This window comes from Streptomyces sp. NPDC043996 (assembly GCF_056435225.1).
The window spans coordinates 139092-163721 of record NZ_JBWKEY010000012.1 but is presented as its reverse complement, the minus strand read 5'-3'; the positions used below and the strand labels follow the sequence as shown (position 1 = coordinate 163721).

The window sequence follows — 24630 nt, the reverse complement described above, 5'->3', positions numbered from 1 at the left end:
CCGTGGCTGTTCCGAAGCGGAAGATGTCGCGCAGCAACACGCGCCACCGCCGGTCGCAGTGGAAGGCTGCGGTCCCCAACCTGGTGTCGTGCGAGCGCTGCCAGGAGCCGAAGCTGCAGCACATCGCGTGCCCCGCTTGCGGCACCTACAACAAGCGCCAGGTCCTCGAGGTCTGAGCGGCTGGTGAGAGGCGCTGTGTCTAGCCCGAAGAAGGCGGAAGACGCCAAGATGGCAGACAGTAACAACGCGGCCTCGTCCCACACGCTTCTGGAAGGGCGGCTCGGGTATCAGCTCGAGTCCGCCCTTCTGGTGCGCGCGCTCACCCACCGTTCGTACGCGTACGAGAACGGCGGCCTGCCGACGAACGAGCGGCTGGAGTTCCTCGGGGACTCCGTGCTCGGCCTCGTCGTCACGGACACGCTCTATCGCACCCACCCCGACCTGCCCGAAGGCCAGCTGGCCAAGCTGCGGGCCGCGGTGGTCAACTCGCGTGCGCTGGCGGAGGTGGGCCGTGGCCTCGACCTCGGCTCCTTCATCCGGCTCGGCCGGGGCGAAGAGGGCACGGGCGGCCGGGACAAGGCGTCCATCCTCGCCGACACCCTGGAAGCGGTGATCGGCGCGGTGTATCTGGACCGCGGTCTGGACGCGGCGAGTGAGCTGGTGCACCGGCTCTTCGACCCGTTGATCGAGAAGTCCTCGAACCTCGGTGCGGGCCTGGACTGGAAGACCAGTCTCCAGGAGCTCACCGCGATGGAGAGCCTCGGCGTGCCCGAGTACCTCGTCACGGAGAGCGGCCCCGACCACGAGAAGACCTTCACTGCTGCCGCCCGCGTCGGAGGCGTCTCGTACGGCACCGGCACCGGCCGCAGCAAGAAGGAAGCGGAGCAGCAGGCCGCGGAGTCCGCCTGGCGGGCCATTCGCGCCGCCGCGGACGAGCGGGCCAAGGCTGACGAGGCCGCCGCCTCGTCCGCTCCCGACGCGGCTTCCGCCTGACGTTGCGTTTCCCCTGGCGCCCGCCCGGTCGTTCGTCGACCGCGGCGGGCGCTTCGGTTTGTTTCTCCCGCCCGCTCACCCGTGGCCGCGCACCGGTAACGTAGGGCCGTCGCCCACCGCGCCCCCGGAGGAACCCGCATGCCCGAGCTGCCCGAAGTCGAGGTCGTGCGGCGCGGGCTCGCCCGCTGGGTGGCGGAGCGGACCGTCGCCGACGTGGAGGTCCTGCACCCCCGCGCCGTCCGGCGGCACCTCGCGGGCCCCGACGACTTCACGCACCGCCTCAAAGGCCACCGCATCGGCGAGCCGAGCCGCCGCGGCAAATACCTGTGGCTGCCCGTCGAGGACACCGGCAGCGCCGTGCTCGCCCACCTCGGCATGAGCGGGCAGCTGCTCGTAAAGACCCAACAGGCCCCGGACGAGAAGCACTTGCGCGTCCGCGTGCGCTTCGACGACGCGCTCGGCACCGAGCTGCGCTTCGTCGACCAGCGCACCTTCGGCGGTCTCTCCGTGCACGACACCACCCCGGACGGCCTGCCCGACGTCATCGGGCACATCGCCCGCGACCCGCTGGACGAGCGGTTCGACCCCGAGGCCTTCCACCAGGCGCTGCGCCGCGGCCGCAGCACCATCAAGCGCGCGCTCCTGAACCAGTCGCTGATCAGCGGCGTCGGCAACATCTACGCCGACGAGGCGCTGTGGCGCGCCCGGCTCCACTACGAGCGCCCCACCGCCGCCTTCACCCGCCCGCGCACCATGGAACTCCTCGGTCATGTGCGGGACGTGATGAACGCCGCGCTCGCCGTCGGCGGCACCAGCTTCGACAGCCTGTACGTGAACGTGAACGGCGAATCCGGGTACTTCGACCGCTCCCTGGACGCCTATGGCCGCGAGGGCGAGCCCTGCCGCCGCTGCGGAACGCCCGTGCGGCGGCGGCCCTGGATGAACCGCTCCAGCTACTTCTGCCCGCGCTGTCAGCGCCCGCCGCGGCTGTCGTAGCCCGCCTGTGCCGCCAGGACGTCGTCCTGGCGGCTCTCCACGAAGCGGATGAGGGCAAGCAGCCGCTCGGCGACCTCCTGGCCGAGGGCAGTGAGCCGGTAGTCGACGCGCGGCGGGTTGGTGGGCTGCGCCGCGCGGTCCACCAGGCCGTCGCGCTCCAGCGCGTGCAGCGTCTGGGACAGCATCTTCTCGCTCACGCCGTCCACGCGGCGGCGCAGTTCGTTGAACCGGAACGTGCCGTCGTGCAGCGCGCCAAGGGTGAGCGCGCCCCAGCGCCCGGTGACGTGCTCCAGCGTGGTCCGCGAGGGACAGTTGCGCGCGAACACGTCGTACGCCAGGTCCTGGTCGGCGGCGTTGTCGGCGGGTGTTACGGAGTCCATGCCTAGAGCCTACTCCGGCACAGCGCTATCTGTCGGGTTGCGCTTCCTAAAAGTTAGTGCTTTCCTTTCGTGTGTCAGCCCGGCCGCCGTGCCGCGAGCACACCCGTCCCCAAGGAGCGCCCCCATGCCCAGCCCTGTTGTCGCCATCGCCTACCACTCCGGCTTCGGCCACACCACCGTCGTCGCCGAGGCCGTGCGCGCCGGTGCCGCCGAGGCCGGCGCCACCACCCACCTGATCAAGGTCGACGAGATCACCGAGGCCCAGTGGGAGATCCTGGACGGCGCCGACGCGATCGTCTTCGGCTCGCCCACCTACATGGGCACCGCGTCGGGCGCCTTCCACGTCTTCGCCGAGGCCTCCTCCAAGCGCTGGTTCACCCGCGCCTGGCAGGACAAGCTCGCCGCGGGCTTCACCAACTCCGCCTCCAAGAGCGGCGACAAGCTGCACACCCTGCAGTACTTCCAGACGCTGGCCGCGCAGCAGGGCATGCACTGGGTGAACCTCGGCCTCTTCCCGGGCTGGAACTCCACCGAGGGCTCCGAGAACGACCTCAACCGCCTCGGCTTCTTCTCCGGCGCCGCCGCCCAGACCAACTCCGACGAGGGCCCCGAGGCCGTCCACAAGGCCGACATCGCCACGGCCGAGCACCTTGGCCGCCGCGTCACCGAGACCGCGCGCGCCTTCGCCGCGGGCCGCGCGGCCGTCGCCGCCTGAGCCCCGGCCCGCGGCTTCCTCAGAAGCCGAAGTCCTGCGTCCACCAGGGGCCGCCGGGCGCGAAGTGCGCGCCGACGCCCAGGGTCTTGTAGTCGCAGTTGAGGATATTCGCCCGGTGGCCCGGGCTGTCCATCCAGGCGTCCATCACGGCCTGGGCGTCGGCCTGGCCACGGGCGATGTTCTCGCCGCCGAGGTCCTTGATCCCGGCCTTCTCGGCGCGGTCCCAGGGGGTCGCCCCGTCCGGGTCGGTGTGCGCGAAGAAGCCGCGCGCGGCCATGTCCGCGCTGAACGTCTCGGCCAGCGAGGCGAGCCGGTCGTCCGCGCGCACGGGACGGCACCCCACCTTGGCGCGCTCCTCGTTCACCAGCGCGAGGACCTGGGCCTCGGGGGAGGCGTCACCGGCGGACGGCTTCGGCCGCGTGGCCGGAGGCGTGGGCTTGGGGGTCTCGGTGCGCGGCGGGGCGGAGGCCGGCTGCTCGTCCTTGACGTCGTCGCGGTCGGCCCGGTCGCCGTCCCCGCCGCCGTCCCGCTCCTCGGGCTTCGACCGCGAAGGACCGGACGACGGCTTGCCCTCGGGCTTCTCCGAGGGGCGCGCGCTCGGCTTCGAGGGCGCCGGTGCCGGGGCGGGGCCGTCCGCGCGGCCGGGCTCCGGCGTGGCCGAAGGGCCGCCGTCGGCGGCGCCGGACTGGCCGCCTTGCGGGTCCAGGCCCGAGGGGGAGCTCGTGGAGCGGATCGCTCCGGTGTCGTCGCTCCCGCCGAAGGAGTAGGTGTCGCCACCGGGGAAGAGCCCCGAAGCGACCGCGACGGCCCCCATCGCGACCGCCGCCGAGACCCCGAGCAGACCGGTGCGCACCGGCGTGGCCGCGCGTCCCTTGCGGCGGTGCGAGCGCGCGCGAGAGCGGCCCGTGGCACCGAAATCGGCATCCGAGGGCGCTGCCGGGGCGCCGGGGTCAGTCCCGGCGGCAGGGCCGTAAGAAGCAGGGTCGTAAGAAGGGGCGGAAGGGGCGGACGGGTTCGCGTGATCGGCTCGGCCGGTGGCGGCGCGGCCGGCGGCGGAGCGTCGGTGGCGTCCCATCTCCTGGCCTTTCGTCGAGACGCCCGGTCGTGTGCCCCGGCGTCGTCCTGACGGTCCACGTGGCTCGCCCATACGGGTGAGGCGCGTCGAGTCGCGACTGTACGCGATGGCGCAAGGGGGCGAAGTGCCCCAAGAGTATTTGGCCGGTTAGCGTGCACCTTATGAACGAAGAAGTCCGGCTCACCGCATGGGTGCGGGGCCGTGTGCAGAACGTGGGATTCCGCTGGTTCACGCGGGCCAGGGCGCTGGAGATCGGGGACCTGAGTGGTTTTGCTCTCAATCTCGACGACGGCCGGGTGCAGGTCGTCGCCGAGGGGCCCCGAGCCGGGTGCCAGGCGCTGCTCGACTGGCTGCGCACGGGCGACACGCCCGGCAGGGTCGACGGCGTGACTGAGATCTGGGACACGCCGCGCGGCGGCTACGACTCGTTCGCGATTCGCTGAGGCGCCCCCGCTTCCCCGGGCCGGGACGGGTGGTCCCGCTGGGGCCCCGGCGCTCGCCCGGGACGGGAAACGCCTGGTGGTTGCCAAGAAGAGCTTGCCGTGGCAGGCTCCCGGGGTAAGGATGATCTCCACGCCCCCAGGGCCCCGCAGGAGAGACGCGACCGCGGTTCCGACCGCCGTGCGCCCCCGGGATGCCCGTCAATACGGGGCGTGATCGTGTTGACCGTCAAACTTTTTGGTGAGACGCTGGAAGCCCCGCGCATCCTCGCTGTTTGGCATGTGAGAACGGCCAAGTAAGACCCAGCAAGAACGCAGTGTGCCAAGCGCCGCGGGTGCGATTCCCTCACGACCCACACCGATTCGGTCGGTCACTCAGTGTGGAGGACCATCCATCATGGCAAAGGCGCTTCTCGGTTACGTCGGCGGCAGCGACCCGCGACTTCTCGCCGAGATGCGACGGCTCCAGCAGCGCGTCCAGGACCTGGAATCCGAGCTGGTCAGGATCCAGGCGGAGAACGACGCGCTGACGGCTGCCGCTTCTCACGAATCGCTCCTCGAGAGCCTCGACGTACCCCAGGCGGAGCCTGCGCTCACCTGACCCACGCCACGCCGGGCCCGGCACCTCGTGCGTCACCCCGACACACCCCCGCGTACCGCTCAGTACGCGGGACGTCAGCACGGCCGGACGCTCGGCACGACATGGTCAGGCTGCCCGTATCAGCCGCTTGACCCTAGAGATCTGCAAGGGACGCTTCGGCGTCCCTTTTTCTTGCCCGGACCGGCCTTCCCGCCCGGAGCCGTCCTGACCCGCCCGGACCCGCCGGGAAAACCGCTTCCGCCCGGCCCTGAACCCGTACCCAGAACGTTCCCGCCCGGACCCGGGAACGGGGCCGTTCCTTAACTCTGATGTGCCCTGCACCTTCCTCGGTGAAACAGCGCGCACGTTCCCTCCGTGAAACAGCCCGCACCTTCCTCGGTGAACTCACGGCGAAAGGTAGAGTCCAGCGGCGTGCACCTCAAGGCCCTGACACTGCGCGGCTTCAAGTCCTTCGCGTCCGCCACGACGCTGAGGTTCGAGCCGGGCATCACCTGCGTCGTCGGACCCAACGGCTCCGGAAAGTCCAACGTCGTGGACGCGCTCAGCTGGGTCATGGGCGAGCAGGGCGCCAAGTCGCTGCGCGGCGGCAAGATGGAGGACGTCATCTTCGCGGGCACCACCGGGCGCCCGCCGCTCGGCCGCGCCGAGGTCTCCCTCACCATCGACAACTCCGACGGCGCGCTGCCCATCGAGTACGCCGAGGTCACCATCACGCGGATCATGTTCCGCAACGGCGGCAGCGAGTACCAGATCAACGGCGAGACCTGCCGCCTGCTCGACATCCAGGAGCTGCTCTCCGACTCCGGCATCGGGCGCGAGATGCACGTCATCGTCGGGCAGGGCCAGCTCGACTCCGTGCTGCACGCCGACCCCATGGGCCGCCGCGCCTTCATCGAGGAGGCCGCGGGCGTCCTCAAGCACCGCAAGCGCAAGGAGAAGGCGCTGCGGAAGCTGGACGCGATGCGGGCCAACCTCGCCCGCGTGCAGGACCTCACCGACGAACTGCGCCGTCAGCTCAAGCCGCTGGGGCGGCAGGCCGCGGTCGCGCGCCGTGCCGCCGTGATCCAGGCCGACCTGCGCGACGCCCGCCTCCGGCTGCTCGCCGACGACCTCGTGCGGCTGACCGAGGCCCTCAGGACCGAGGTCGCCGACGAGGCGGCGCTCAAGGCCCGCAGGGACGCCGCCGAGGCCGAGCTGAAGGCGGCCACGGCGCGCGAGGCCCAGCTGGAGGACGAGGTGCGCCGCCTCACGCCGCGCCTGCAACGCGCCCAGCAGACCTGGTACGAGCTCTCGCAGCTGGCCGAGCGGGTGCGCGGCACCGTCTCGCTCGCCGACGCCCGGGTCACCAGCGCCACCTCCGCGCCCACCGAGGAGCGGCGCGGCCGCGACCCGGAGGACATGGAGCGCGAGGCCGCCCGCGTCCGCGAGCAGGAGGCCGAGCTCGCCGCCGCCCTGGAGGCCGCCGAGCACGCCCTGGACGACACCGTCGGGCACCGGGCCGAACTGGAGCGCGATCTTGCCGCCGAGGAGCGCCGCCTGAAGGACGCGGCACGGGCCATCGCCGACCGGCGCGAAGGGCTCGCCCGGCTCGGCGGCCAGGTCAACGCCGCCCGCTCGCGGGCCGCGTCCGCGCAGGCCGAGATCGACCGGCTCGCCCTGGCCCGCGACGAGGCACGGCAGCGGGCGGTCGCGGCGCAGGAGGAGTACGAGCAGCTCAAGGCGGAGGTCGACGGGCTCGACGCGGGCGACGCGGAGCTCGCCGAGCGGCACGAGGAGGCGCGGCGCTCGCTCGCCGACGCCGAGGCCGCCCTCAGCGCCGCCAGGGAAGCGGCCACCGCGGCCGAGCGGAAGCGGGCGGCCGTGGCCGCGCGGCACGACGCCCTCGCGCTCGGCCTGCGCCGCAAGGACGGCTCGGGCGCGCTGCTCGCGGCCCGAGACCGGCTCTCCGGAGTCCTCGGCCCCGCCGCCGAACTCCTCTCGGTGGCGCCGGGCTTCGAGGTGCCCCTCGCCGCCGCGTTCGGCGCGGCCGCGGACGCCATCGCCGTGACGACGCCCGCCTCCGCCGCGGAAGCGATCCGCCTGCTGCGCAAGCAGGACGCCGGGCGGGCGGCGCTGCTCCTCGCGCACGGCGCCGGGCAGGAGCCGGAGCAGCATGAGCCCGGAGCGCCCGGAGCGCCCGGCGGCGACGGCCCCCCGCGCGCGGCCGACCTCGTGCGCGGCCCCGCCGAGCTGCTGCCCGCCGTGCGCCGGCTGCTGCGCGGGATCGTGGTCGTCGGCACCCTGGAGGACGCCGAGGACCTGGTGTACGCGCACCCCGAGCTCACCGCCGTCACCGCCGAGGGCGACCTGCTCGGCGCGCACTTCGCGCAGGGCGGCTCCGCGGGCGCGCCCAGCCTCCTCGAGGTGCAGGCCTCGGTCGACGAGGCCGCGGCCGAGCTGGAGGAACTCGGGGCGCGCTGCGAGGAGCTCGCGCGGGAGCAGCGGGGCGCCGAGGAGCGGCGCCGGGAGTGCGCCGCGCTCGTCGAGGAGCTGGGGGAGCGGCGCCGCGCCGCCGACCGGGAGAAGTCCGCCGTCGCGCAGCGGCTCGGCGGTCTCGCGGGCCAGGCGCGGGGCGCCGCCGGTGAGGCAGAACGTTCCGCCACCGCCGCCGCCAAGGCCCAGGAGGCCCTGGAGAAGGCGCGCGAAGAGGTCGAGGAGCTGGCCGAGCGGCTCGCCGTCGCCGAGGAGATGCCCGCCGACGAGGAGCCGGACACCGGCGTGCGCGACCGGCTCGCCGCCGACGGCGCCAACGCGCGGCAGACCGAGATGGAGGCCAGGCTCCAGGTGCGGACGCACGAGGAGCGGGTGAAGGGGCTCGCCGGGCGCGCGGACTCCCTGGACCGGGCCGCGCGCGCCGAGCGCGACACCCGCGCGCGGGCCGAGCGCCGCCGGGCGAGGCTCCGGTACGAGGCCGCCGTCGCCGAGGCCGTCGCCTCCGGCGCCCGTCAGCTGCTCGCCCACGTCGAGCTCTCCCTCGGCCGGGCCGAGGCGGAGCGGGCCGCCGCCGAGCGGGCCAGGGAGGCGCGCGAGCGGGAGCTGGCCGGGGCGCGGAACGAGGGGCGCGACCTCAAGGCGGAGCTGGACAAGCTGACGGATTCGGTCCACCGGGGCGAGGTACTCGGCGCGGAGAAACGGCTGCGGATCGAGCAGCTGGAGACCAAGGCGCTGGAGGAACTCGGTGTGGAACCCGCGGGGCTCGTCACGGAGTACGGGCCCGACCAGCTCGTGCCGCCCTCGCTCCCCGCCGAGGGCGAGGAGCTGCCCGAAGACCCCGCGCACCCGCGCCATCAGCCGCGGCCCTACGTCCGCGCCGAGCAGGAGAAGCGGCTGCGGTCGGCGGAACGGGCGTACCAGCAGCTCGGCAAGGTCAACCCGCTGGCCCTCGAGGAGTTCGCGGCACTGGAGGAACGCCATAAGTTCCTCAGCGAGCAGCTCGAAGACCTGAAGAAGACCCGCGCGGATCTGCTCCTGGTCGTGAAGGAGGTCGACGAGCGCGTCGAGCAGGTCTTCACCGAGGCCTACCGGGACACGGCACGGGAGTTCGAGGGGGTCTTCAGCAGGCTCTTCCCGGGCGGTGAGGGACGGCTGATCCTGACCGATCCCGACAACATGCTCGCCACGGGCGTCGACGTCGAGGCCCGCCCGCCCGGCAAGAAGGTCAAGCGGCTCTCGCTGCTCTCGGGCGGCGAGCGGTCACTGACCGCGGTGGCGCTGCTCGTGTCGATCTTCAAGGCCCGGCCGAGCCCGTTCTATGTGATGGACGAGGTCGAGGCGGCGCTCGACGACACCAACCTCCAGCGGCTCATCCGCATCATGCAGGAGCTCCAGGAGGCCTCGCAGCTCATCGTGATCACGCACCAGAAGCGCACGATGGAGGTCGCCGACGCGCTGTACGGCGTGTCCATGCAGGGCGACGGCGTCTCGAAGGTGATCAGTCAGCGGCTCCGCTAGCCGCGCGGCCGCCGATCCCGTATCCCTTGATCAACTTTCCTTGATCGACTCTCTATAGCTTCAAGTCATGAAGCCAAGCCGTGATCGATGGGGTTCTCTTTCGTTCCTAACGAACTATTGACTTCGAAACTTGAAGGCATAGTCTCTGCAACGTTGCTTTTACCTTCAGGTGGTGGGCGGCGTGAAGTTGTGCGCCACTTGAAGAGCTCGCCCCCACCCCGGCAGCGACGCCGGTGGCCCGAGGAGTACACGTGACCAGCACAGCGGCACCCGATTCCGGCGCCCGAGACGCCCAGCCCGATCACCTCGGGCACGTCATCTTCATCACGGCCGCCGCCGCGATGGGCGGCTTCCTGTTCGGCTACGACAGTTCCGTGATCAACGGGGCGACCGTGGCCATCAAGGACCGGTTCGACGTGGACGCCAACCTGCTCGGCTGGATCATCGCGACCGCGCTGCTCGGCTGCGCGGTCGGCGCGGCCGTCGCCGGACGCATCGCCGACCGCATCGGCCGCATCCGCTGCATGCAGATCGCCTCGGTCCTCTTCGCCGCCAGCGCCGTCGGCTCGGCCCTGCCGTTCGCCGCCTGGGACCTGACGGTGTGGCGCCTGATCGGCGGCGTCGGCATCGGCATGGCCTCGGTCATCGGCCCGGCCTACATCGCCGAGGTCGCGCCGCCCGCCTACCGGGGCCGCCTCGCCTCCTTCCAGCAGGCCGCCATCGTCATCGGCATCGCCGTCTCCCAGCTGGTCAACTGGGGCATCCTGAACATGGCCGACGGCGACCAGCGCGGCAAGCTCGCCGGCCTGGAGGCCTGGCAGTGGATGCTCGGCGTCATGGTCGTCCCGGCGGTCCTCTACGGCCTGCTGTCCCTGGCGATCCCCGAGTCGCCGCGCTTCCTCATCTCCGCCGGGCGCTCCACCGAGGCCCGCACGGTGCTCGCCGAGGTCGAGGGCACGGACGTCGACCTGGACGCCCGCGTCGCCGAGATCGAGCAGGGCATGCGCAGGGAGCACAAGTCGTCGTTCAAGGACCTGCTCGGCGGCAAGTTCGGCTTCCTGCCGATCATCTGGATCGGCATCGGGCTCTCCGTCTTCCAGCAGCTCGTCGGCATCAACGTGATCTTCTACTACTCGAACCAGCTGTGGCAGTCGATCGGCAAGGACCCGTCCAGCTCGTTCCTGTACTCCTTCGAGACCTCGATCGTGAACATCGTCGGTACGGTCATCGCGATGGTCCTGGTCGACCGCATCGGCCGCAAGCCGCTGGCCCTGATCGGCTCCGCGGGCATGGCCGCGGCCCTGTTCACCATGGCCTGGGCGTTCTCGTACCGGACCGGCTCCGGTGACGACGTCTCGCTGCCGCACGCCCAGGGCCTGACCGCGATCATCGCCGCCAACGCCTTCGTGCTCTTCTTCGCGCTCTCCTGGGGCGTGGTGGTCTGGGTGCTGCTCGGCGAGATCTTCCCCAACCGCATCCGCGCCGCCGCGCTCGGCGTGGCCGCCTCCGCGCAGTGGCTCGCCAACTTCGCGATCACCAAGACCTTCCCGAGCATGTCCGAGTGGAGCCTGACCGGCTCGTACGTCATCTACGGCGCCTTCGCGACCCTCTCGATCCCCTTCGTCATGAAGTTCGTCAAGGAGACGAAGGGCAAGGCCCTGGAGGAGATGGGCTAAACCCCGCTGCCCCCTCCTCCCGCGGGAAGCTGCCCCGGCCCAAGGCGTCAGTCCTTGAGCCGGGGCAGTACCTTTTCGCCGAACAGGCGCAGGCCGCGCCACCCCTCGTCCAGCGGCATGCCACCCGCCAGCGGATGCAGTACGAGGCTGGGGGCGCCGCCGCGCGCGTACGCCACACACTCGTCCGGCGTGAGGATCCGGTACACGCCCTCCGCGCGCAGCTCCGCCACCGTCGTGGCCGCCGACCGCACCGCCGAGCGGACGCCACCGGACTGCCAGGAGGCGTAGGTGCGGGCCTCGTGCAGGAAGTGCTCGCCGCACACCGCCCAGGCGCGGTCCGGGTCCTCGGCGATGTGCAGCAGCGGGGTCTCAGCCGCTGGCATCGTCGTCCAGCCCTCGGTGCCGTACTCCGCGAGTCGGCTCCGGTAGTAGGCCTCGAGATCCGGCAGGTGCGCGCTCGGGAAGAACGGCAGGCCGAGCCGCGCGGCACGCCGGGCCGCCGCCTTCGACGAGCCGCCCACCAGGAGCGGCGGATGCGGCCGGGTGCCCGGGCGCGGCGTGACGCGCACGCTGCGGCCGCGGAAGGTGAACTCCTCGCCGGTCCAGGCCTTCAGGAGGGTCTCCAGGAGCTCGTCCTGCAGCGCGCCGCGCCGCGACCAGTCGACGCCGAACGCCGCGTACTCCTCGGGCCGGTAGCCGATCCCCGCGACGGTGACCAGGCGGCCGCCGCTCAGCAGGTCGAGGACGGCGATCTCCTCGGCCAGGCGCAGCGGGTCGTGCAGCGGCCCGATCACCGCGGACACGGTGACCGCGATCCGCCGGGTGGCGCCGAACACCGCGCCCGCGAAGGTCAGCGGCGCGGGCAGCCAGTTGTTGGCGGCGCCGTGGTGCTCCTCGGTCTGCACGGTGGTGACGCCGTGGTCGTCGGCGTACGCGGCCATCTCCAGGGCGGTGCGATAGCGCGCGCCGAGGGCCGAACCCTCGGGGTCGACGAGGTTGAAGCGGACGACTGTGACGGGCATGGAAACGTCCCCCTTCACCGGGACGGCGGACCGTGAACGGCGAAGGGGGACGTTAGTTGACGATGCGTCAGATGAACAGGGGCAGGCGGCGGGCCGCCGCCCTCACGCCTTGGCGGCGGCGGGCTCGGCCTCGGCGACGCGGGCCGCCGACGCGGCCTCGGGGAGCGGCTGCCGCGGCAGGAAGGCGTACAGCGCGGCGGCGACCAGGATGGTGACGAGCCAGCCGAGGCCGTTGCGCCCGATCCAGGAGGTCGCGAGCGGGCCGCTGAACCAGTCGACCTTGGTGAACAGCAGACCCACGACGAGCGCGACGCCCCAGGAGGCCATGGCCTGCCAGGCGAAGCCCGCCTTGTACCAGTAGGCGCTGGTGCGGGTGGTGTCCATCAGGGCCACGCCGTCGTACGTCTTGCGGCGCAACATGTCGATGCCGAAGACACCGATCCAGGCGGAGAAGGCGACCGCGAGCAGCGTCAGGAAGGAGATGAAGGAGCCCATGAAGCTGGTGGCCACGTTCATCAGGAGGTAGCCGAAGATCAGGCTGATGATCGCGTTCACGCTGACCGCCCACGCGCGCGGGACCTTGATGCCGAGCGTCATGGCGGTGAAACCGGCCGAGTACATCGACATCGAGTTGATCAGGAGCATGCCGATCAGGGCCATGATCAGGTACGGCACCGCGATCCAGGTCGGCAGCAGGTCGCCGAGGAAGGCGACCGGGTCCTGGGCGGAGGACAGGCCCGGCGTGGAGACGGCCATGACGGCGCCCATCAGGACCATCGGGACCACCACGATGGCGGCGCCGCCCACGGCGTGGCCGACCAGCGGCTTGTTCGGCGCCGTGCGCGGCAGATAGCGGGTGAAGTCCGGCCCGGTCGGCACCCAGCTGATGCCGCCCGCGGCGATCGTGCCGATGCCCGCGATCATCATCGCGGTGGAGCCCGCGGGCTGGTCGAAGACCTTGGACCAGTCGGTGTTCGTCAGGAGGTAGGCCAGGACCAGGATGCTGAACGCGCCGAAGAGATACGTCGACCACTGGCTGCACACGTGCAGCACCTTGCGGCCGAGGCCCGAGATGAGGAACGTGGCGGCGACGAAGGCGAGGAGCGTGATGACCTTCAGGGCCGTGTTCGACTTCACGCCGAAGCAGATGTCGAGCACCGTGAGGATCGCGTACGCGCCCGTGACCGCGTTGATCGTCTCCCAGCCCCAGCGCGCGACCCAGATCAGCGAGCCGGGGAAGAGGTTGCCGCGCTGGCCGAAGACCGCGCGCGAGAGCGTCATGCCCGGCGAGCCGCCGCGCTTGCCCGCGATGGAGACCAGGCCCACCAGGCCGTAGCTCAGCACGGGGGAGACCAGGGCGACGACCAGGACCTGCCAGAAGTTCAGCTCGTTCGAGACGATGAGGCCCGCGCCCATCGTGAGCAGCAGGACGCTGATGTTCGCGGCCACCCAGGTGGGGAACAGCTCACGGGTCCTGCCGTGGCGCTCCGCGTCGGGGACCGGTTCCAGGCCCCGGGTTTCCAGGGCGCCTTCGTGCTCGGAGGTTTCGGCGGTGGTGCTCATGAGGGGTGGTTCCGTGCCTCTCGCTCGGCGTGCGTCGACGTTGTCGCAGCCGGTGGGGGTTTTCTTCGGATGGGACTCTACGCGCGTTGACGCAGCCTCTTCCATCGTACTTTAGTCCGAGTAATCCCGGCTAGTGGCCTATGTCTTTTGGGGGATCGCACAAAACAGGGTGTGCACGGCCCACACCAATGGGCCGTGCACACCCTGGGTACGTCCTCTGCGTACCGACGCCCTCTCGCCGCATACTGGGGGCGTTGTGACTCCGCCCTACGGGGCTTCCCGCCGACACAAATGGCCGACGGCGGACCAGCCCGGCCCGCAGGGCTAGGCCCTGTAGAGGCAACGCGCTAGCCGGCCTGAGGTCACGTCATACTTGGGGCGTTATGGAAATCCTCATCCTCGCTGTAGTCATCGCCGTGGTCGTCGTCGGCGCCATCGGCGGGCTCGTCGTCGGCAGCCGCAAGAAGCAGCGGCTGCCCGGTGGCCAGGCCCCGTCGAGCACGCCCACCATCACCGCGCCCCCCGCCGAGCCGCACGTCGGCGACGAGGCCGAGGCGCCGCGCGACGAAGCGCGCCGCACGGTCGAGGAGGTGGACCTGCCGGACGCCGAGCCGTCGGCGTCCGCACCCGTCGCGGTCGAGGAGCCCCCGGCTCCCGAGGCCCCACAAGCTCCCGAGGTCGAGACCCCCGAGCCCACCGCGGGCCGCCTGGTGCGCCTGCGCGCCCGCCTCTCGCGCTCCCAGAACGCGCTCGGCAAGGGCCTGCTCACCCTGCTGTCCCGCGAGCACCTGGACGAGGACACCTGGGAGGAGATCGAGGACACCCTCCTCACCGCCGACGTCGGCGTCGCCCCCACCCAGGAGCTCGTCGAGCGGCTGCGCGAGCGCGTGCGGGTGCTCGGCACCCGCACGCCGGACGAGCTGCGCGCGCTGCTGCGCGAGGAGCTCCTGACGCTGGTCGGCACGGACTTCGACCGCGCCGTGAAGACCGAGTCCGGCCTGGAGACCCCGGGCATCGTGATGGTCGTCGGCGTGAACGGCACCGGCAAGACCACCACTACCGGCAAGCTCGCCCGCGTCCTCGTCGCCGACGGCCGCTCCGTGGTCCTCGGTGCCGCCGACACCTTCCGCGCCGCCGCCGCCGACCAGCTCCAGACGTGGGGCGACCGCGTCGGCGCCCGCACCGTGCGCGGGCCCGAGGGCGGCGACCCCGCCTCGATCGCCTACGACGCCGTCAAGGAGGGCATCTCCGAGGGCGCCGACGTCGTGCTCATCGACACCGCGGGCCGCCTGCACACCAAGGCGGGCCTGATGGACGAGCTCGGCAAGGTCAAGCGCGTCGTCGAGAAGCACGCCCCGCTGGACGAGGTCCTGCTCGTCCTGGACGCCACCACCGGCCAGAACGGCCTGGTGCAGGCCCGCGTCTTCGCCGAGGTCGTGGACATCACCGGCATCGTCCTCACCAAGCTCGACGGCACCGCCAAGGGCGGCATCGTCGTCGCCGTCCAGCGCGAGCTGGGCGTGCCGGTGAAGCTGGTCGGCCTGGGCGAGGGCGCGGACGACCTCGCGCCGTTCGAGCCCGAGGCGTTCGTGGACGCGCTCATCGGCGACTGAGCCCCCGAGCCCGCCGGGTGCGTCGAGCGCCGGACGGCGCGGGCGTACGCCCGCGTGGACGTGCCGTGCGCTCGCGTGCGTGCCCCGGCCCCGCAGAAGTGCCCCGACCCCAGGGTGCAGCTGGGGCCGGGGCACTTCCGTATCCGGAGCCCCGGGGCCGGGCCGTGTCCGGCGGCCCCGGGGCCTTCGCGCTCCCGGCTTCGGCCCGGCTCACGCCGGTGAGCGGTGGGCCACGTACGCCAGGATGCCGAGCAGGAGACGGGCGTGCGGCGGGTTCGTCGCCGAGTCCGGGTCGGGGGCGCGCAGCCAGCGCACCGGGCCGAGGCCGCCGCGGTCCGACGGCGGGGCGGTGATGTGGCTGCCGGGGCCGAGGGCGCCCAGGTCGAGCGCCGCGTCGTCCCAGCCCATGCGGTAGAGCAGCTGGGGGAGTTCGGTGGCGGCGCCGGGGGCGACCAGGAAGTGCGTGCGCCCGTCCGGCGTGGCCGACACCGGGCCAAGCGGCAGGCCCATCCGCTCCAGGCGGACGAGCGCCCTGCGCCCCGCGGTCTCCGCGACCTCGATGACGTCGAACGCGCGGCCCACCGGCAGCATCACCGCGGCCCCGGGGAACTGCCCCCAGGCGTCGGTGACCTCGTCCAGGGTGGCCCCGGCCGGGACCTCGGGGGCGAAGTCGAGGGGGTGGGCGCCGGGTGCCGGGCAGGCGCTCGCGCCGCAGGAGCAGCGGCCGTCCTGGGCGCGGGCGCCTGGCACCGCGGCCCAGCCCCACAGGCCCGTGTACTCGGCGACCGCGGTGCACTCCGAGGCCGCCGCGCCGCGGCCGCGCCGCCGGGGCGCGGGCCGGGTGTCCTTGGCGTCTTTGGCGTCCTTGGTGTCCCTGGGCTGCTTCGCGCGGCCGCTGTCCCGGTCGGCGGCCCCGCGCTCCGCCCCGGCCGGTTCCGCCTCCCCCCGGATCGCGGGGTCCCTTGCCCCGCGGACACCGGAACGGGGCTCTTTGGTCCCCCGGATGCCGCCGATCGTGAAGCCCATGCCCCCTCCAACGGGTCGAGTGCGCCGTGGTTACGTGGCGGATTCGGATCGTGACGCTCTGCCGTAAGCTCTGTCCTGAGCTGCCGTGAGGGCCGCTCTGCCGCGAGAGCCGGTGGGACCGCCTTGGGCCGACTTGGACCGTCCGGACGCCCCAAACTGACTCTCGCTGACTTTTGCCGACTTCCGCCGCCAGGTGTGGGCGGCGCTCGGGGGATTCGGGGGTGGTGCACCCCGCGTCCCGCGCCCCTGTGTGCTTCGCTCCGCCCGCTCGCGGTTGTTCTGTGTCAAGTGAATCGCGTGCGGCGGGCCGGGAGTTCATTCGAAGGGGTGGCGAATGGTGGCGTTTCCGGGATCGCCCTCGCCGGAGGGGTGATCGTAGGATTACTTTCAGTGCATGAGGTCCGGAGGAATGTGCGCTTGCGGGTATGCCGGAGGCAAGTCGGCTTCCCGTTCGATGGGTGACATTCCCGGGACGCGCGGCCGCGAGACGCGGCATTCTGTTAGGGCTTGACGAGGACCGCGTACAAGTGTCTTGAGGGATGGGGGCGTTCCAGTGGGCGGCAGTAGCGGTGGCGGTGCGAACGCCGAGAAGCGCCCGAATGAGATGCTCAGCTCCTGGTTCGTGCGCAGCGGCTGGTCGAAGGGCGAGCTGGCGCGCCAAGTGAACCGCAGAGCCAGGCAGTTGGGCGCACACCACATCTCCACGGACACCTCGCGCGTGCGCCGCTGGCTCGACGGGGAGAACCCGCGCGAGCCCATCCCGCGCATCCTCTCGGACCTGTTCTCCGAGCGCTTCGGCTGCGTCGTCGCCGTCGAGGACCTCGGCCTGCGCGCCGCGCACCAGTCGCCCTCGGTCTCCGGCGTCGACCTGCCGTGGACGGGCCCGCAAACGGTCGCGCTCATCAGCGAGTTCAGCCGCAGCGACCTGATGCTGGCCCGGCGCGGCTTCCTCGGCACCTCGCTCGCCCTCTCCGCGGGCCCCTCCCTGATCGAGCCCATGCAGCGCTGGCTGGTGCCGGGGACGTCCGCCGCGCCCGCCGCCGCGCCCGAGCCCGCGCAGCAGCTCGCCGCCCGCCGCCCCGGCCGCCTGTCCGTGCCGGAGATGGACCTGCTCGAGTCCACCACGGTGATGTTCCGCCAGTGGGACGCCCAGTGCGGCGGCGGCCTGCGCCGCAAGGCCGTCGTCGGCCAGCTGCACGAGGTCACCGACCTGCTCCAGGAGCCCCAGCCCGAGGCCACCTCCAAACGCCTGTTCAAGGTCGCGGGCGAACTCGCCGAACTCGCCGGGTGGATGAGCTACGACGTGGGCCTCCAGCCCACCGCCCAGAAGTACTTCGTCCTCGCCCTGCACGCCGCCAAGGAAGCCGGCGAGAAGTCCCTCGGCTCGTACGTCCTGTCCAGCATGAGCCGCCAGATGATCCACCTCGGCCGCCCCGACGACGCCCTGGAGCTCATCCACCTCGCGCAGTACGGCAGCCGCGACTGCGCGAGCCCCCGCACCCAGGCGATGCTGTATGCGATGGAGGCCCGCGCCTACGCCGGAATGGGGCAGCCGGGCCGCTGCAAACGGGCGGTCCGCATGGCCGAGGACACCTTCGCCGACGCGGACGACTGGGACGAGCCCGAGCCCGACTGGATCCGCTTCTTCTCCGAGGCCGAGCTCAACGGCGAGAACGCCCACTCCTACCGCGACCTCGCCTATGTGGCGGGCCGCAGCCCCACCTACGCCTCCCTGGCCGAGCCGGTCATGGAGCGCGCCGTCGAGCTCTTCGGCAAGGACCCCGAGCACCAGCGGTCCTACGCCCTCAACCTGATCGGCATGGCCACCGTCCACCTGCTCCAGAAGGAACCCGAGCAGAGCACCGAGCTCGCCAGGGAAGCCCTGGGCATCGCCAAGAAGGTGCGCTCCGAGCGGGTCAACACCCGCCTGCGCAAGACCGTCGACACCGCGGTCCGCGACTTCGGCGACGTGGCGGAGGTCGTCCACCTCACCGAACAGCTCGTCCAGGAGATGCCGGAAACCGTGGAGGCCGTCTGACGGCCCCCGGCGCAGCCGGTCCGCCGCCCCGGACCCCCGTCCGGAGCCCCCAGGACTCCGGCCGCGGCAGCCCATCCGGAACAGTCCGACTCGGCTCCCCCACGCCAGGTCATCCGGATGGCTCCGCGGCCGGTCACCTGCCGCCGCGGCCCGTGCTGCCGCCGTATTCCCGCCGCGTCGCGCCACCCCGTCGGCGCGGGAATTCGGGAGGATATGTCTCCCCGGCCGCCCGCCCCGTCGAATTCATGCACGCGTAACACGCGCGACGTCTTCGTCACTGCCGCGAAACATCGGGCGGCACTGGCCGAAACCGCGCTGCGCCAACCTCGTGCCGCATAACCGGCCCACCGTCCTCGCACCGCCGAGGCACCGCCCGCACGGGCCGGATCCGACGACGAGGAGACTGCGATGCCCCCAGGCATCACGCTTGCCGCAGACGCCCCGGAGCTGTCTGCCGCCAACACCGGGTTCATGCTCATCTGCTCCGCCCTGGTGATGCTCATGACGCCGGGGCTCGCCTTCTTCTACGGAGGCATGGTCCGCGTCAAGTCCACCCTGAACATGCTGATGATGAGCTTCATCAGCCTAGGGATCGTCACCGTCCTGTGGGTGCTCTACGGCTTCTCCGTCGCCTTCGGCACCGACCACGGCAGCCTCATCGCCTGGGACTCCGACTACGTCGGCCTCAGCGGCATCGGCCTCACCCAGCTGTGGGACGGCTACACGATCCCCGTCTACGTCTTCGCCGTGTTCCAGCTGATGTTCGCGATCATCACGCCCGCCCTGATCAGCGGCGCCCTCGCGGACCGCGTGAAGTTCACCGCCTGGGCACTGTTCGTCACGCTCTGGGCGACGGTCGTGTACTTCCCCGTCGCCCACTGGGTCTGGGGCACCGGCGGCTGGGCCTTCGAACTCGGCGTGATCGACTTCGCGGGCGGCACGGCCGTGCACATCAACGCCGGTGCCGCGGCGCTCGGCGTGATCCTCGTCATCGGCAAGCGCGTGGGCTTCAAGAAGGACCCCATGCGGCCGCACAGCCTGCCCCTTGTCATGCTCGGCGCGGGCCTGCTGTGGTTCGGCTGGTTCGGCTTCAACGCCGGTTCCTGGCTCGGCAACGACGACGGCGTCGGCGCGCTGATGTTCGTCAACACCCAGGTCGCCACCGCCGCCGCCATGCTCGCCTGGCTGGTCTACGAGAAGCTGCGGCACGGCGCGTTCACCACCCTGGGCGCCGCTTCGGGCGCCGTCGCCGGACTCGTCGCCATCACCCCCTCCGGCGGCTCCTGCTCCCCGCTCGGCGCCATCGCCATCGGCGCGATCGCCGGACTGCTGTGCGCCATGGCCGTCGGCCTGAAGTTCCGGTTCGGCTACGACGACTCGCTCGACGTCGTCGGCGTCCACCTCGTCGGCGGCATCGCGGGCTCCCTCCTCGTCGGCCTCTTCGCGACCGGCGGCGGCCAGTCCACGGCCCAGGGCCTGTTCTACGGTGGCGGCCTCGGACAGCTCGGCAAGCAGGCCGCGGGTGTCGGCGCCGTCCTCGCGTACTCCTTCCTCGTCTCCGCCCTGCTCGCCCTCCTCGTGGACAAGACGATCGGGATGCGGGTCCCCGAGGACGAGGAGGTCGGCGGCATCGACCAGGTGCAGCACGCCGAGACGGCGTACGACTTCAGCGGCGCCGGCGGCGGCACCGCCCCGCGCACCGCCGTGCCGGGCCCGGTCCTGGACACCGCCTCCGCGGGATCCCCGACGAAGGCGCAGACCAAGAAGGTGGACGCATGAAGCTCATCACCGCGGTCGTCAAGCCGCACCGGCTCGACGAGATCAAGGAAGCCCTCCAGGCCTTCGGCGTACAGGGCCTGACCATCACCGAGGCCAGCGGCTACGGCCGCCAGCGCGGCCACACCGAGGTCTACCGCGGCGCCGAGTACACCGTCGACCTGGTGCCGAAGGTCCGCATCGAGGTCCTCGTCGAGGACGACGACGCCGACCCGGTCGTCGACCTCGTCGTCAAGGCCGCCCGCACCGGCAAGATCGGCGACGGCAAGGTGTGGACCGTCCCCGTCGAGTCCGCCGTGCGGGTGCGCACCGGCGAACGCGGGCCCGACGCGCTGTAGCCGCGGAACATCGACGAGACGCCCAGACAGGAGCCGCCGGGTGACGAGCGTGGACGTGACTGGCAACAGCGAGCACACCGAGCACAGCGAACACACTGAGCACACCGAGAACACCGGACCCGGCGGCTACGCGGCGGCCCGGCTGCGCCTCCTCCAGGACGAGGCGCGGTCCGGGCCGCCGCGCCGCACCGCCCTCGCCGCGCTCACCGACACCTGGCTCGGCGGCCTGTTCGCCGCGGCCGCCGCCGACCTGAAGGCCCCGCACGGCACCGCCCTCGTCGCCGTCGGCGGCTACGGCCGCGGCGCTCTCTCCCCGCGCAGCGACCTGGACCTGCTGCTCCTGCACGACGGCGGCGCGGACCCCGGCGCCGTCGCCTCGCTCGCCGACCGCGTCTGGTACCCGGTGTGGGACCTCGGGCTCGCCCTGGACCACTCGGTGCGCACCCCCGCCGAGGCCCGCAAGACCGCAGGGGACGACCTGAAGGTCCAGCTCGGCCTCCTCGACGCCCGGCACATCGCCGGGGACCGCGGCCTCACCACCGCCCTGCGCGCCACCGTCCTCGCCGACTGGCGCAACCAGGCCCCCAAACGGCTGCCCGAACTCCGCGAGCTGTGCGCCGAACGGGCCAGCCGCCAGGGCGAGTTGAGCCACCTCCTGGAACCCGATCTGAAAGAGGCGCGCGGCGGCCTGAGGGACGCCACCGCCCTGCGCGCCGTCGCCGCCTCCTGGCTCGCCGACGCGCCCCGCGAGGGCCTCGCCGACGCCTGCCGGGCCCTGCTCGACGTACGCGACGCCCTGCACCTGGCCACCGGCCGGGCCACCGACCGGCTCGCCCTCCAGGAACAGGACCAGGTCGCCGCCGCCCTCGGCCTCCTCGACGCCGACACGCTCCTGCGGCAGGTGTACGAGGCCGGGCGCACCGTCGCCTACGCCAGCGACGTCACCTGGCGCGAGGTCTCGCGCGTGCTGCGGGCCCGCGGCGCGCGGCCCCGGCTGCGCGGACTGCTCGGCGGCGCCAAGGCCGCGGCGGCCGCCGAGCGGGCCCCGCTCGCCGAGGGCGTCGTCGAACAGGACGGCGAGGTCGTCCTCGCGCGGGCCGCCCGCCCCGAGCGCGACCCGGCGCTGCCGCTGCGCGTCGCCGCGGCCGCCGCGCAGGCGGGCCTGCCGCTGTCCCGGCACGCCGTGCGCCGCCTGGCCGAGGCGGCAAGGCCGCTGCCCACGCCCTGGCCCGCCGAGGCCCGCGAGCAGCTGGTGACGCTGCTCGGCGCCGGGCGGCCGACCGTGCAGGTGTGGGAGGCGCTGGAGGCGGAAGGCCTGGTCACCCGGCTGCTCCCGGACTGGGAGCGGGTGCGCTGCAGGCCGCAGCGCAACGCCGTGCACACCTGGACCGTGGACCGGCACCTGGTGGAGACCGCCGTGCGCGCCTCCGCCCTGACCCGCCGCGTGGGGCGGCCCGACCTGCTCCTGATGGCCGCCCTGCTGCACGACATCGGCAAGGGCTGGCCCGGCGACCACTCCATCTCCGGGGAGATCATCGCGCGGGACGTCGCCGCCCGCGTCGGCTTCGCCCCCGCCGACGCCGCCGTGCTCGCCACTCTCGTACGCAACCACCTGCTCCTCGTCGAGACCGCCACCCGCAGGGACCTCGACGACCCGGCCACCGTGAAGACGGTCGCCGAGGCCGTGGGCTCCCAGGGCACCCTGGAGCTGCTGCACGCGCTGACCGAGGCGGACGCGCTCGCCACCGGGCCCGCCGCCTGGTCCTCGTGGCGCGACGCGCTGGTCACCGACCTGGTCCGCAGGGTGGCCGCCGTGCTCGCGGGCAACGAGCCGAGCGAGCGGGCCGAGCCTCCGGCGTCGGCGGCGCACGAACGGCTCGCTGTCGAGGCGTACCGCACCGGCGGGCCCGTCGTGTCCCTGCGCTCCCAGGCCGAGGAGCCCTCCGAGGGGCTCGGCGTGGAACTGGTCATCGCGCTGCCGGAGCGGCCCGGGGTGCTCGCGGCGGCGGCCGGGGTGCTCGCCCTGCACCGCCTGACCGTGCGCACCGCCGAGCTGCGCGTACACGAACTGCCCGAGGAACTCGGGGACGCCGGGCGCCCGGGGGGCGCGGTGCTGCTGCTCGACTGGAGGGTGGCCGCCGAGTACGGCTCGCTGCCGCAGGCGGCCCGGCTGCGCGCCGACCTCGTCCGCGCCCTCGACGGCTCCCTGGACATCGCGACGCGCCTCGCCGAGCGGGACGCGGCCTACCCCCGGCGGCGCGGGGTGCTCGCCCCGCCGCCGCGCGTCGCCGTCGCCTCGGCGGGCTCCCGCCGCGCCACGGTCATCGAGGTCCGCGCCCAGGACGCGCCGGGCCTGCTCCACCGCATCGGGCTCGCCCTCGAGGCGGCGGGGGTGCGGGTGCGCAGCGCGCACGTGTCGACGCTGGGGGCGAACGCGGTGGACGCGTTCTATGTGACCGGGGCGGGCGGGGGGCCGCTGGCGGGGGAGGAGGGGGCCGCGGTGGCCCGGAAGGTGGAGGGGGCGCTGCTTTCAAGCCCGTCCGGCGTTTGAGGACGAGGCGCGAAGCGCCAAGCAACGGGGGTCCGGGGGCCGAGCCCCCGGTTTCGGGAAGGGGCGGGCTTGGGGAGCCCCCGGCGCAGGACCGCCCCCCGGGCCGAACCGGCTGCCGACGGGCGGGGACGCTGGGCTTGCCGGTCCGGATACCCTGGGGGCGACGCAAACCTGCTCCCGACTTCGAGGACCGACGCCGCCGTGTTCGACACTCTCTCCGATCGCCTCGCAGCCACCTTCAAAACCCTCCGGGGCAAGGGCAGGCTGTCCGAGGCGGACATCGACGCCACGGCGCGCGAGATCCGTATCGCCCTCCTTGAAGCGGACGTGGCGCTGCCGGTCGTCCGCGCGTTCATCAAGCAGGTCAAGGAGCGCGCGGCCGGCGTAGAGGTCTCGCAGGCCCTGAATCCCGCGCAGCAGGTCATCAAGATCGTCAACGAGGAGCTCATCGGCATCCTCGGCGGCGAGACCCGTCGCCTCCGCTTCGCCAAGACCGCGCCGACCGTCATCATGCTCGCCGGTCTCCAGGGTGCCGGTAAGACCACGCTCGCCGGAAAGCTCGGCCACTGGCTGAAGGCGCAGGGGCACTCGCCGCTGCTCGTGGCCTGTGACCTCCAGCGCCCGAACGCGGTCAACCAGCTCTCCGTGGTCGCCGAGCGCGCGGGCGTCGGCGTGTACGCGCCGCAGCCGGGCAACGGCGTGGGCGACCCGGTCCAGGTCGCCAAGGACTCGATCGAGTACGCGCGGACGAAACAGTACGACCTCGTCATCGTCGACACCGCCGGTCGCCTCGGCATCGACCAGGAGCTGATGCGGCAGGCCGCGGACATCCGCGACGCGGTAAGCCCGGACGAGGTCCTGTTCGTCGTCGACGCGATGATCGGTCAGGACGCGGTCAACACGGCCGAGGCCTTCCGCGACGGCGTCGGCTTCGACGGCGTGGTGCTCTCCAAGCTCGACGGCGACGCCCGCGGTGGTGCCGCCCTGTCGATCGCGCACGTCACCGGCCGCCAGGTCATGTTCGCGTCGAACGGCGAGAAGCTGGACGACTTCGACGCGTTCCACCCGGACCGGATGGCGTCCCGCATCCTCGGCATGGGCGACATGCTCACGCTGATCGAGAAGGCCGAGCAGACCTTCTCGCAGCAGGAGGCCGAGAAGATGGCCTCCAAGCTGGCCTCCAAGAAGGGCCAGGACTTCACGCTCGATGACTTCCTGGCCCAGATGGAGCAGGTCAGGAAGATGGGGTCGATCTCCAAGCTCCTCGGCATGCTCCCCGGCATGGGTCAGATCAAGGACCAGATCAACAACCTCGACGAGCGGGACGTCGACCGCACGGCCGCGATCATCAAGTCGATGACGCCGGTCGAGCGCCAGGACCCGACGATCATCAACGGCTCGCGCCGCGCCCGTATCGCCAAGGGCTCCGGTGTCGAGGTCAGTGCGGTGAAGAACCTGGTGGAGCGGTTCTTCGAGGCGCGCAAGATGATGTCCCGGATGGCCCAGGGCGGCGGCATGCCGGGGATGCCCGGGATGCCGGGCATGGGCGGTGGCCCGGGCCGGCAGAAGAAGAAGCAGAAGCAGGCCAAGGGCAAGCAGCGCTCCGGCAACCCGATGAAGCGCAAGCAGCAGGAGCAGGAGGCCGCCGACCGGCGTGCCGCCGTCGAGGAGGGCGCGGCGGGCGGCGCGTTCGGGCTGCCCGCCGGTCAGGGTGGCAAGGACTTCGAGCTGCCGGACGAGTTCAAGAAGTTCATGGGCTGAGCTTCAAGAAGTTCATGGGCTGAGCTTCGAGAAGGTCATGGGCTGAGCCTGACTGGCTGTGTTTGTGCGCTGGGGC

19 protein-coding genes are annotated in these 24630 nt (G+C 72.4%); 14 read left to right on the top strand and 5 right to left on the bottom strand.

Annotation, left to right across the window (positions count from 1 at the left end; translation table 11 throughout):
• Window positions 1-2: 2 nt before the first annotated feature.
• From rpmF to mutM, 3 genes are all read left to right on the top strand, one after another.
• Complete coding sequence (rpmF, locus tag AC07A4_RS28980; protein WP_363196444.1) at window positions 3-176, top strand: 50S ribosomal protein L32; 174 nt, start codon at window positions 3-5, stop codon at window positions 174-176.
• 7 nt (window positions 177-183) lie between these two features.
• Window positions 184-993, top strand: a complete 810-nt coding sequence (gene rnc, locus AC07A4_RS28975) for a ribonuclease III (RefSeq protein WP_478603984.1) — start codon at window positions 184-186, stop codon at window positions 991-993.
• Between the two features lie 138 nt (window positions 994-1131).
• Window positions 1132-1989 carry a bifunctional DNA-formamidopyrimidine glycosylase/DNA-(apurinic or apyrimidinic site) lyase gene (gene mutM / locus AC07A4_RS28970; protein ID WP_478603981.1) on the top strand — a complete coding sequence of 286 codons (858 nt, stop codon included), beginning with the start codon at window positions 1132-1134 and terminating at the stop codon, window positions 1987-1989.
• Here the strand turns inward: mutM and AC07A4_RS28965 are convergent.
• Complete coding sequence (locus AC07A4_RS28965; RefSeq protein WP_478603979.1) at window positions 1965-2369, bottom strand: winged helix-turn-helix transcriptional regulator; 405 nt, start codon at window positions 2367-2369, stop codon at window positions 1965-1967. The two genes, mutM and AC07A4_RS28965, sit on opposite strands and share 25 nt — an antisense overlap.
• A 124-nt stretch (window positions 2370-2493) precedes the next feature.
• Between AC07A4_RS28965 and AC07A4_RS28960 the strand changes: the two genes are divergently transcribed.
• Window positions 2494-3084 (top strand): flavodoxin family protein, encoded by a 591-nt coding sequence (locus AC07A4_RS28960; protein ID WP_478603977.1) that lies wholly within the window; start codon window positions 2494-2496, stop codon window positions 3082-3084.
• A gap of 19 nt (window positions 3085-3103) precedes the next feature.
• Here AC07A4_RS28960 and AC07A4_RS28955 read toward each other — a convergent pair whose 3' ends face one another.
• Window positions 3104-3937, bottom strand: coding sequence for a CAP domain-containing protein (locus tag AC07A4_RS28955; RefSeq protein ID WP_478603976.1), 834 nt, complete (start codon window positions 3935-3937; stop codon window positions 3104-3106).
• Window positions 3938-4320: 383 nt separating this feature from the next.
• Between AC07A4_RS28955 and AC07A4_RS28950 the strand changes: the two genes are divergently transcribed.
• The 4 genes from AC07A4_RS28950 (at window position 4321) to AC07A4_RS28935 (ending at window position 10866) form a co-directional block, all read left to right on the top strand.
• On the top strand, window positions 4321-4602 hold the full coding sequence (locus AC07A4_RS28950) for an acylphosphatase (protein ID WP_478603973.1): 282 nt from the start codon (window positions 4321-4323) through the stop codon (window positions 4600-4602).
• 394 nt (window positions 4603-4996) lie between these two features.
• On the top strand, window positions 4997-5200 hold the full coding sequence (locus AC07A4_RS28945) for a hypothetical protein (protein ID WP_478603971.1): 204 nt from the start codon (window positions 4997-4999) through the stop codon (window positions 5198-5200).
• A 411-nt stretch (window positions 5201-5611) separates the two neighbouring features.
• Window positions 5612-9190, top strand: coding sequence for a chromosome segregation protein SMC (gene smc, locus AC07A4_RS28940; RefSeq protein WP_478603968.1), 3579 nt, complete (start codon window positions 5612-5614; stop codon window positions 9188-9190).
• 251 nt (window positions 9191-9441) lie between these two features.
• Window positions 9442-10866: a sugar porter family MFS transporter gene (locus AC07A4_RS28935; RefSeq protein WP_478603965.1), complete on the top strand. Its 1425-nt coding sequence runs from the start codon at window positions 9442-9444 to the stop codon at window positions 10864-10866.
• Window positions 10867-10913: 47 nt separating this feature from the next.
• Here AC07A4_RS28935 and AC07A4_RS28930 read toward each other — a convergent pair whose 3' ends face one another.
• Both AC07A4_RS28930 and AC07A4_RS28925 read right to left on the bottom strand, forming a co-directional pair.
• Window positions 10914-11888, bottom strand: a complete 975-nt coding sequence (locus tag AC07A4_RS28930; protein WP_478603963.1) for an LLM class flavin-dependent oxidoreductase — start codon at window positions 11886-11888, stop codon at window positions 10914-10916.
• Window positions 11889-11990: 102 nt separating this feature from the next.
• Window positions 11991-13451, bottom strand: coding sequence for a purine-cytosine permease family protein (locus AC07A4_RS28925; RefSeq protein WP_478603960.1), 1461 nt, complete (start codon window positions 13449-13451; stop codon window positions 11991-11993).
• Window positions 13452-13834: 383 nt separating this feature from the next.
• On the opposite strand from AC07A4_RS28925, the gene ftsY reads away from it, so the two are divergent.
• Window positions 13835-15064 carry a signal recognition particle-docking protein FtsY gene (ftsY, locus tag AC07A4_RS28920; RefSeq protein WP_478603958.1) on the top strand — a complete coding sequence of 410 codons (1230 nt, stop codon included), beginning with the start codon at window positions 13835-13837 and terminating at the stop codon, window positions 15062-15064.
• A 210-nt stretch (window positions 15065-15274) separates the two neighbouring features.
• On the opposite strand, the gene AC07A4_RS28915 is transcribed toward ftsY, so the two are convergent.
• A complete protein-coding gene (locus tag AC07A4_RS28915; RefSeq protein WP_478603955.1) occupies window positions 15275-16090 on the bottom strand; it encodes a bifunctional DNA primase/polymerase in 816 nt (271 codons plus the stop codon).
• A gap of 553 nt (window positions 16091-16643) precedes the next feature.
• Between AC07A4_RS28915 and nsdA the strand changes: the two genes are divergently transcribed.
• The 5 genes from nsdA to ffh all read left to right on the top strand — a co-directional run bounded on the left by nsdA (window position 16644) and on the right by ffh (window position 24554).
• Entirely contained in the window at window positions 16644-18128 is a 1485-nt protein-coding gene (gene nsdA, locus AC07A4_RS28910) for a transcriptional repressor NsdA (protein WP_478603953.1), read from the top strand.
• Between the two features lie 408 nt (window positions 18129-18536).
• Window positions 18537-19907, top strand: a complete 1371-nt coding sequence (locus AC07A4_RS28905) for an ammonium transporter (RefSeq protein WP_478603950.1) — start codon at window positions 18537-18539, stop codon at window positions 19905-19907.
• A complete protein-coding gene (locus tag AC07A4_RS28900) occupies window positions 19904-20242 on the top strand; it encodes a P-II family nitrogen regulator (protein WP_478603948.1) in 339 nt (112 codons plus the stop codon). The genes AC07A4_RS28905 and AC07A4_RS28900 overlap by 4 nt, the downstream gene beginning before the upstream one ends.
• 49 nt (window positions 20243-20291) lie before the next feature.
• Window positions 20292-22793: a [protein-PII] uridylyltransferase gene (locus tag AC07A4_RS28895; RefSeq protein WP_478604331.1), complete on the top strand. Its 2502-nt coding sequence runs from the start codon at window positions 20292-20294 to the stop codon at window positions 22791-22793.
• 201 nt (window positions 22794-22994) lie between these two features.
• Window positions 22995-24554 (top strand): signal recognition particle protein, encoded by a 1560-nt coding sequence (gene ffh, locus AC07A4_RS28890; protein WP_478603945.1) that lies wholly within the window; start codon window positions 22995-22997, stop codon window positions 24552-24554.
• Window positions 24555-24630: the final 76 nt, after the last annotated feature.

Bases quoted from the DNA above. Each gene is read 5' to 3' on its own strand.
- AC07A4_RS28945 (WP_478603971.1), top strand. From the start codon at position 4,997: ATGGCAAAGGCGCTTCTCGGTTACGTCGGCGGCAGCGACCCGCGACTT.
- AC07A4_RS28905 (WP_478603950.1), top strand. From the start codon at position 18,537: ATGCCCCCAGGCATCACGCTTGCCGCAGACGCCCCGGAGCTGTCTGCC.
- AC07A4_RS28900 (WP_478603948.1), top strand. From the start codon at position 19,904: ATGAAGCTCATCACCGCGGTCGTCAAGCCGCACCGGCTCGACGAGATC.
- AC07A4_RS28925 (WP_478603960.1), bottom strand. From the start codon at position 13,451: ATGAGCACCACCGCCGAAACCTCCGAGCACGAAGGCGCCCTGGAAACC.
- AC07A4_RS28960 (WP_478603977.1), top strand. From the start codon at position 2,494: ATGCCCAGCCCTGTTGTCGCCATCGCCTACCACTCCGGCTTCGGCCAC.
- mutM (WP_478603981.1), top strand. From the start codon at position 1,132: ATGCCCGAGCTGCCCGAAGTCGAGGTCGTGCGGCGCGGGCTCGCCCGC.
- AC07A4_RS28915 (WP_478603955.1), bottom strand. From the start codon at position 16,090: ATGGGCTTCACGATCGGCGGCATCCGGGGGACCAAAGAGCCCCGTTCC.
- AC07A4_RS28965 (WP_478603979.1), bottom strand. From the start codon at position 2,369: ATGGACTCCGTAACACCCGCCGACAACGCCGCCGACCAGGACCTGGCG.
- ftsY (WP_478603958.1), top strand. From the start codon at position 13,835: ATGGAAATCCTCATCCTCGCTGTAGTCATCGCCGTGGTCGTCGTCGGC.
- AC07A4_RS28930 (WP_478603963.1), bottom strand. From the start codon at position 11,888: ATGCCCGTCACAGTCGTCCGCTTCAACCTCGTCGACCCCGAGGGTTCG.
- AC07A4_RS28950 (WP_478603973.1), top strand. From the start codon at position 4,321: ATGAACGAAGAAGTCCGGCTCACCGCATGGGTGCGGGGCCGTGTGCAG.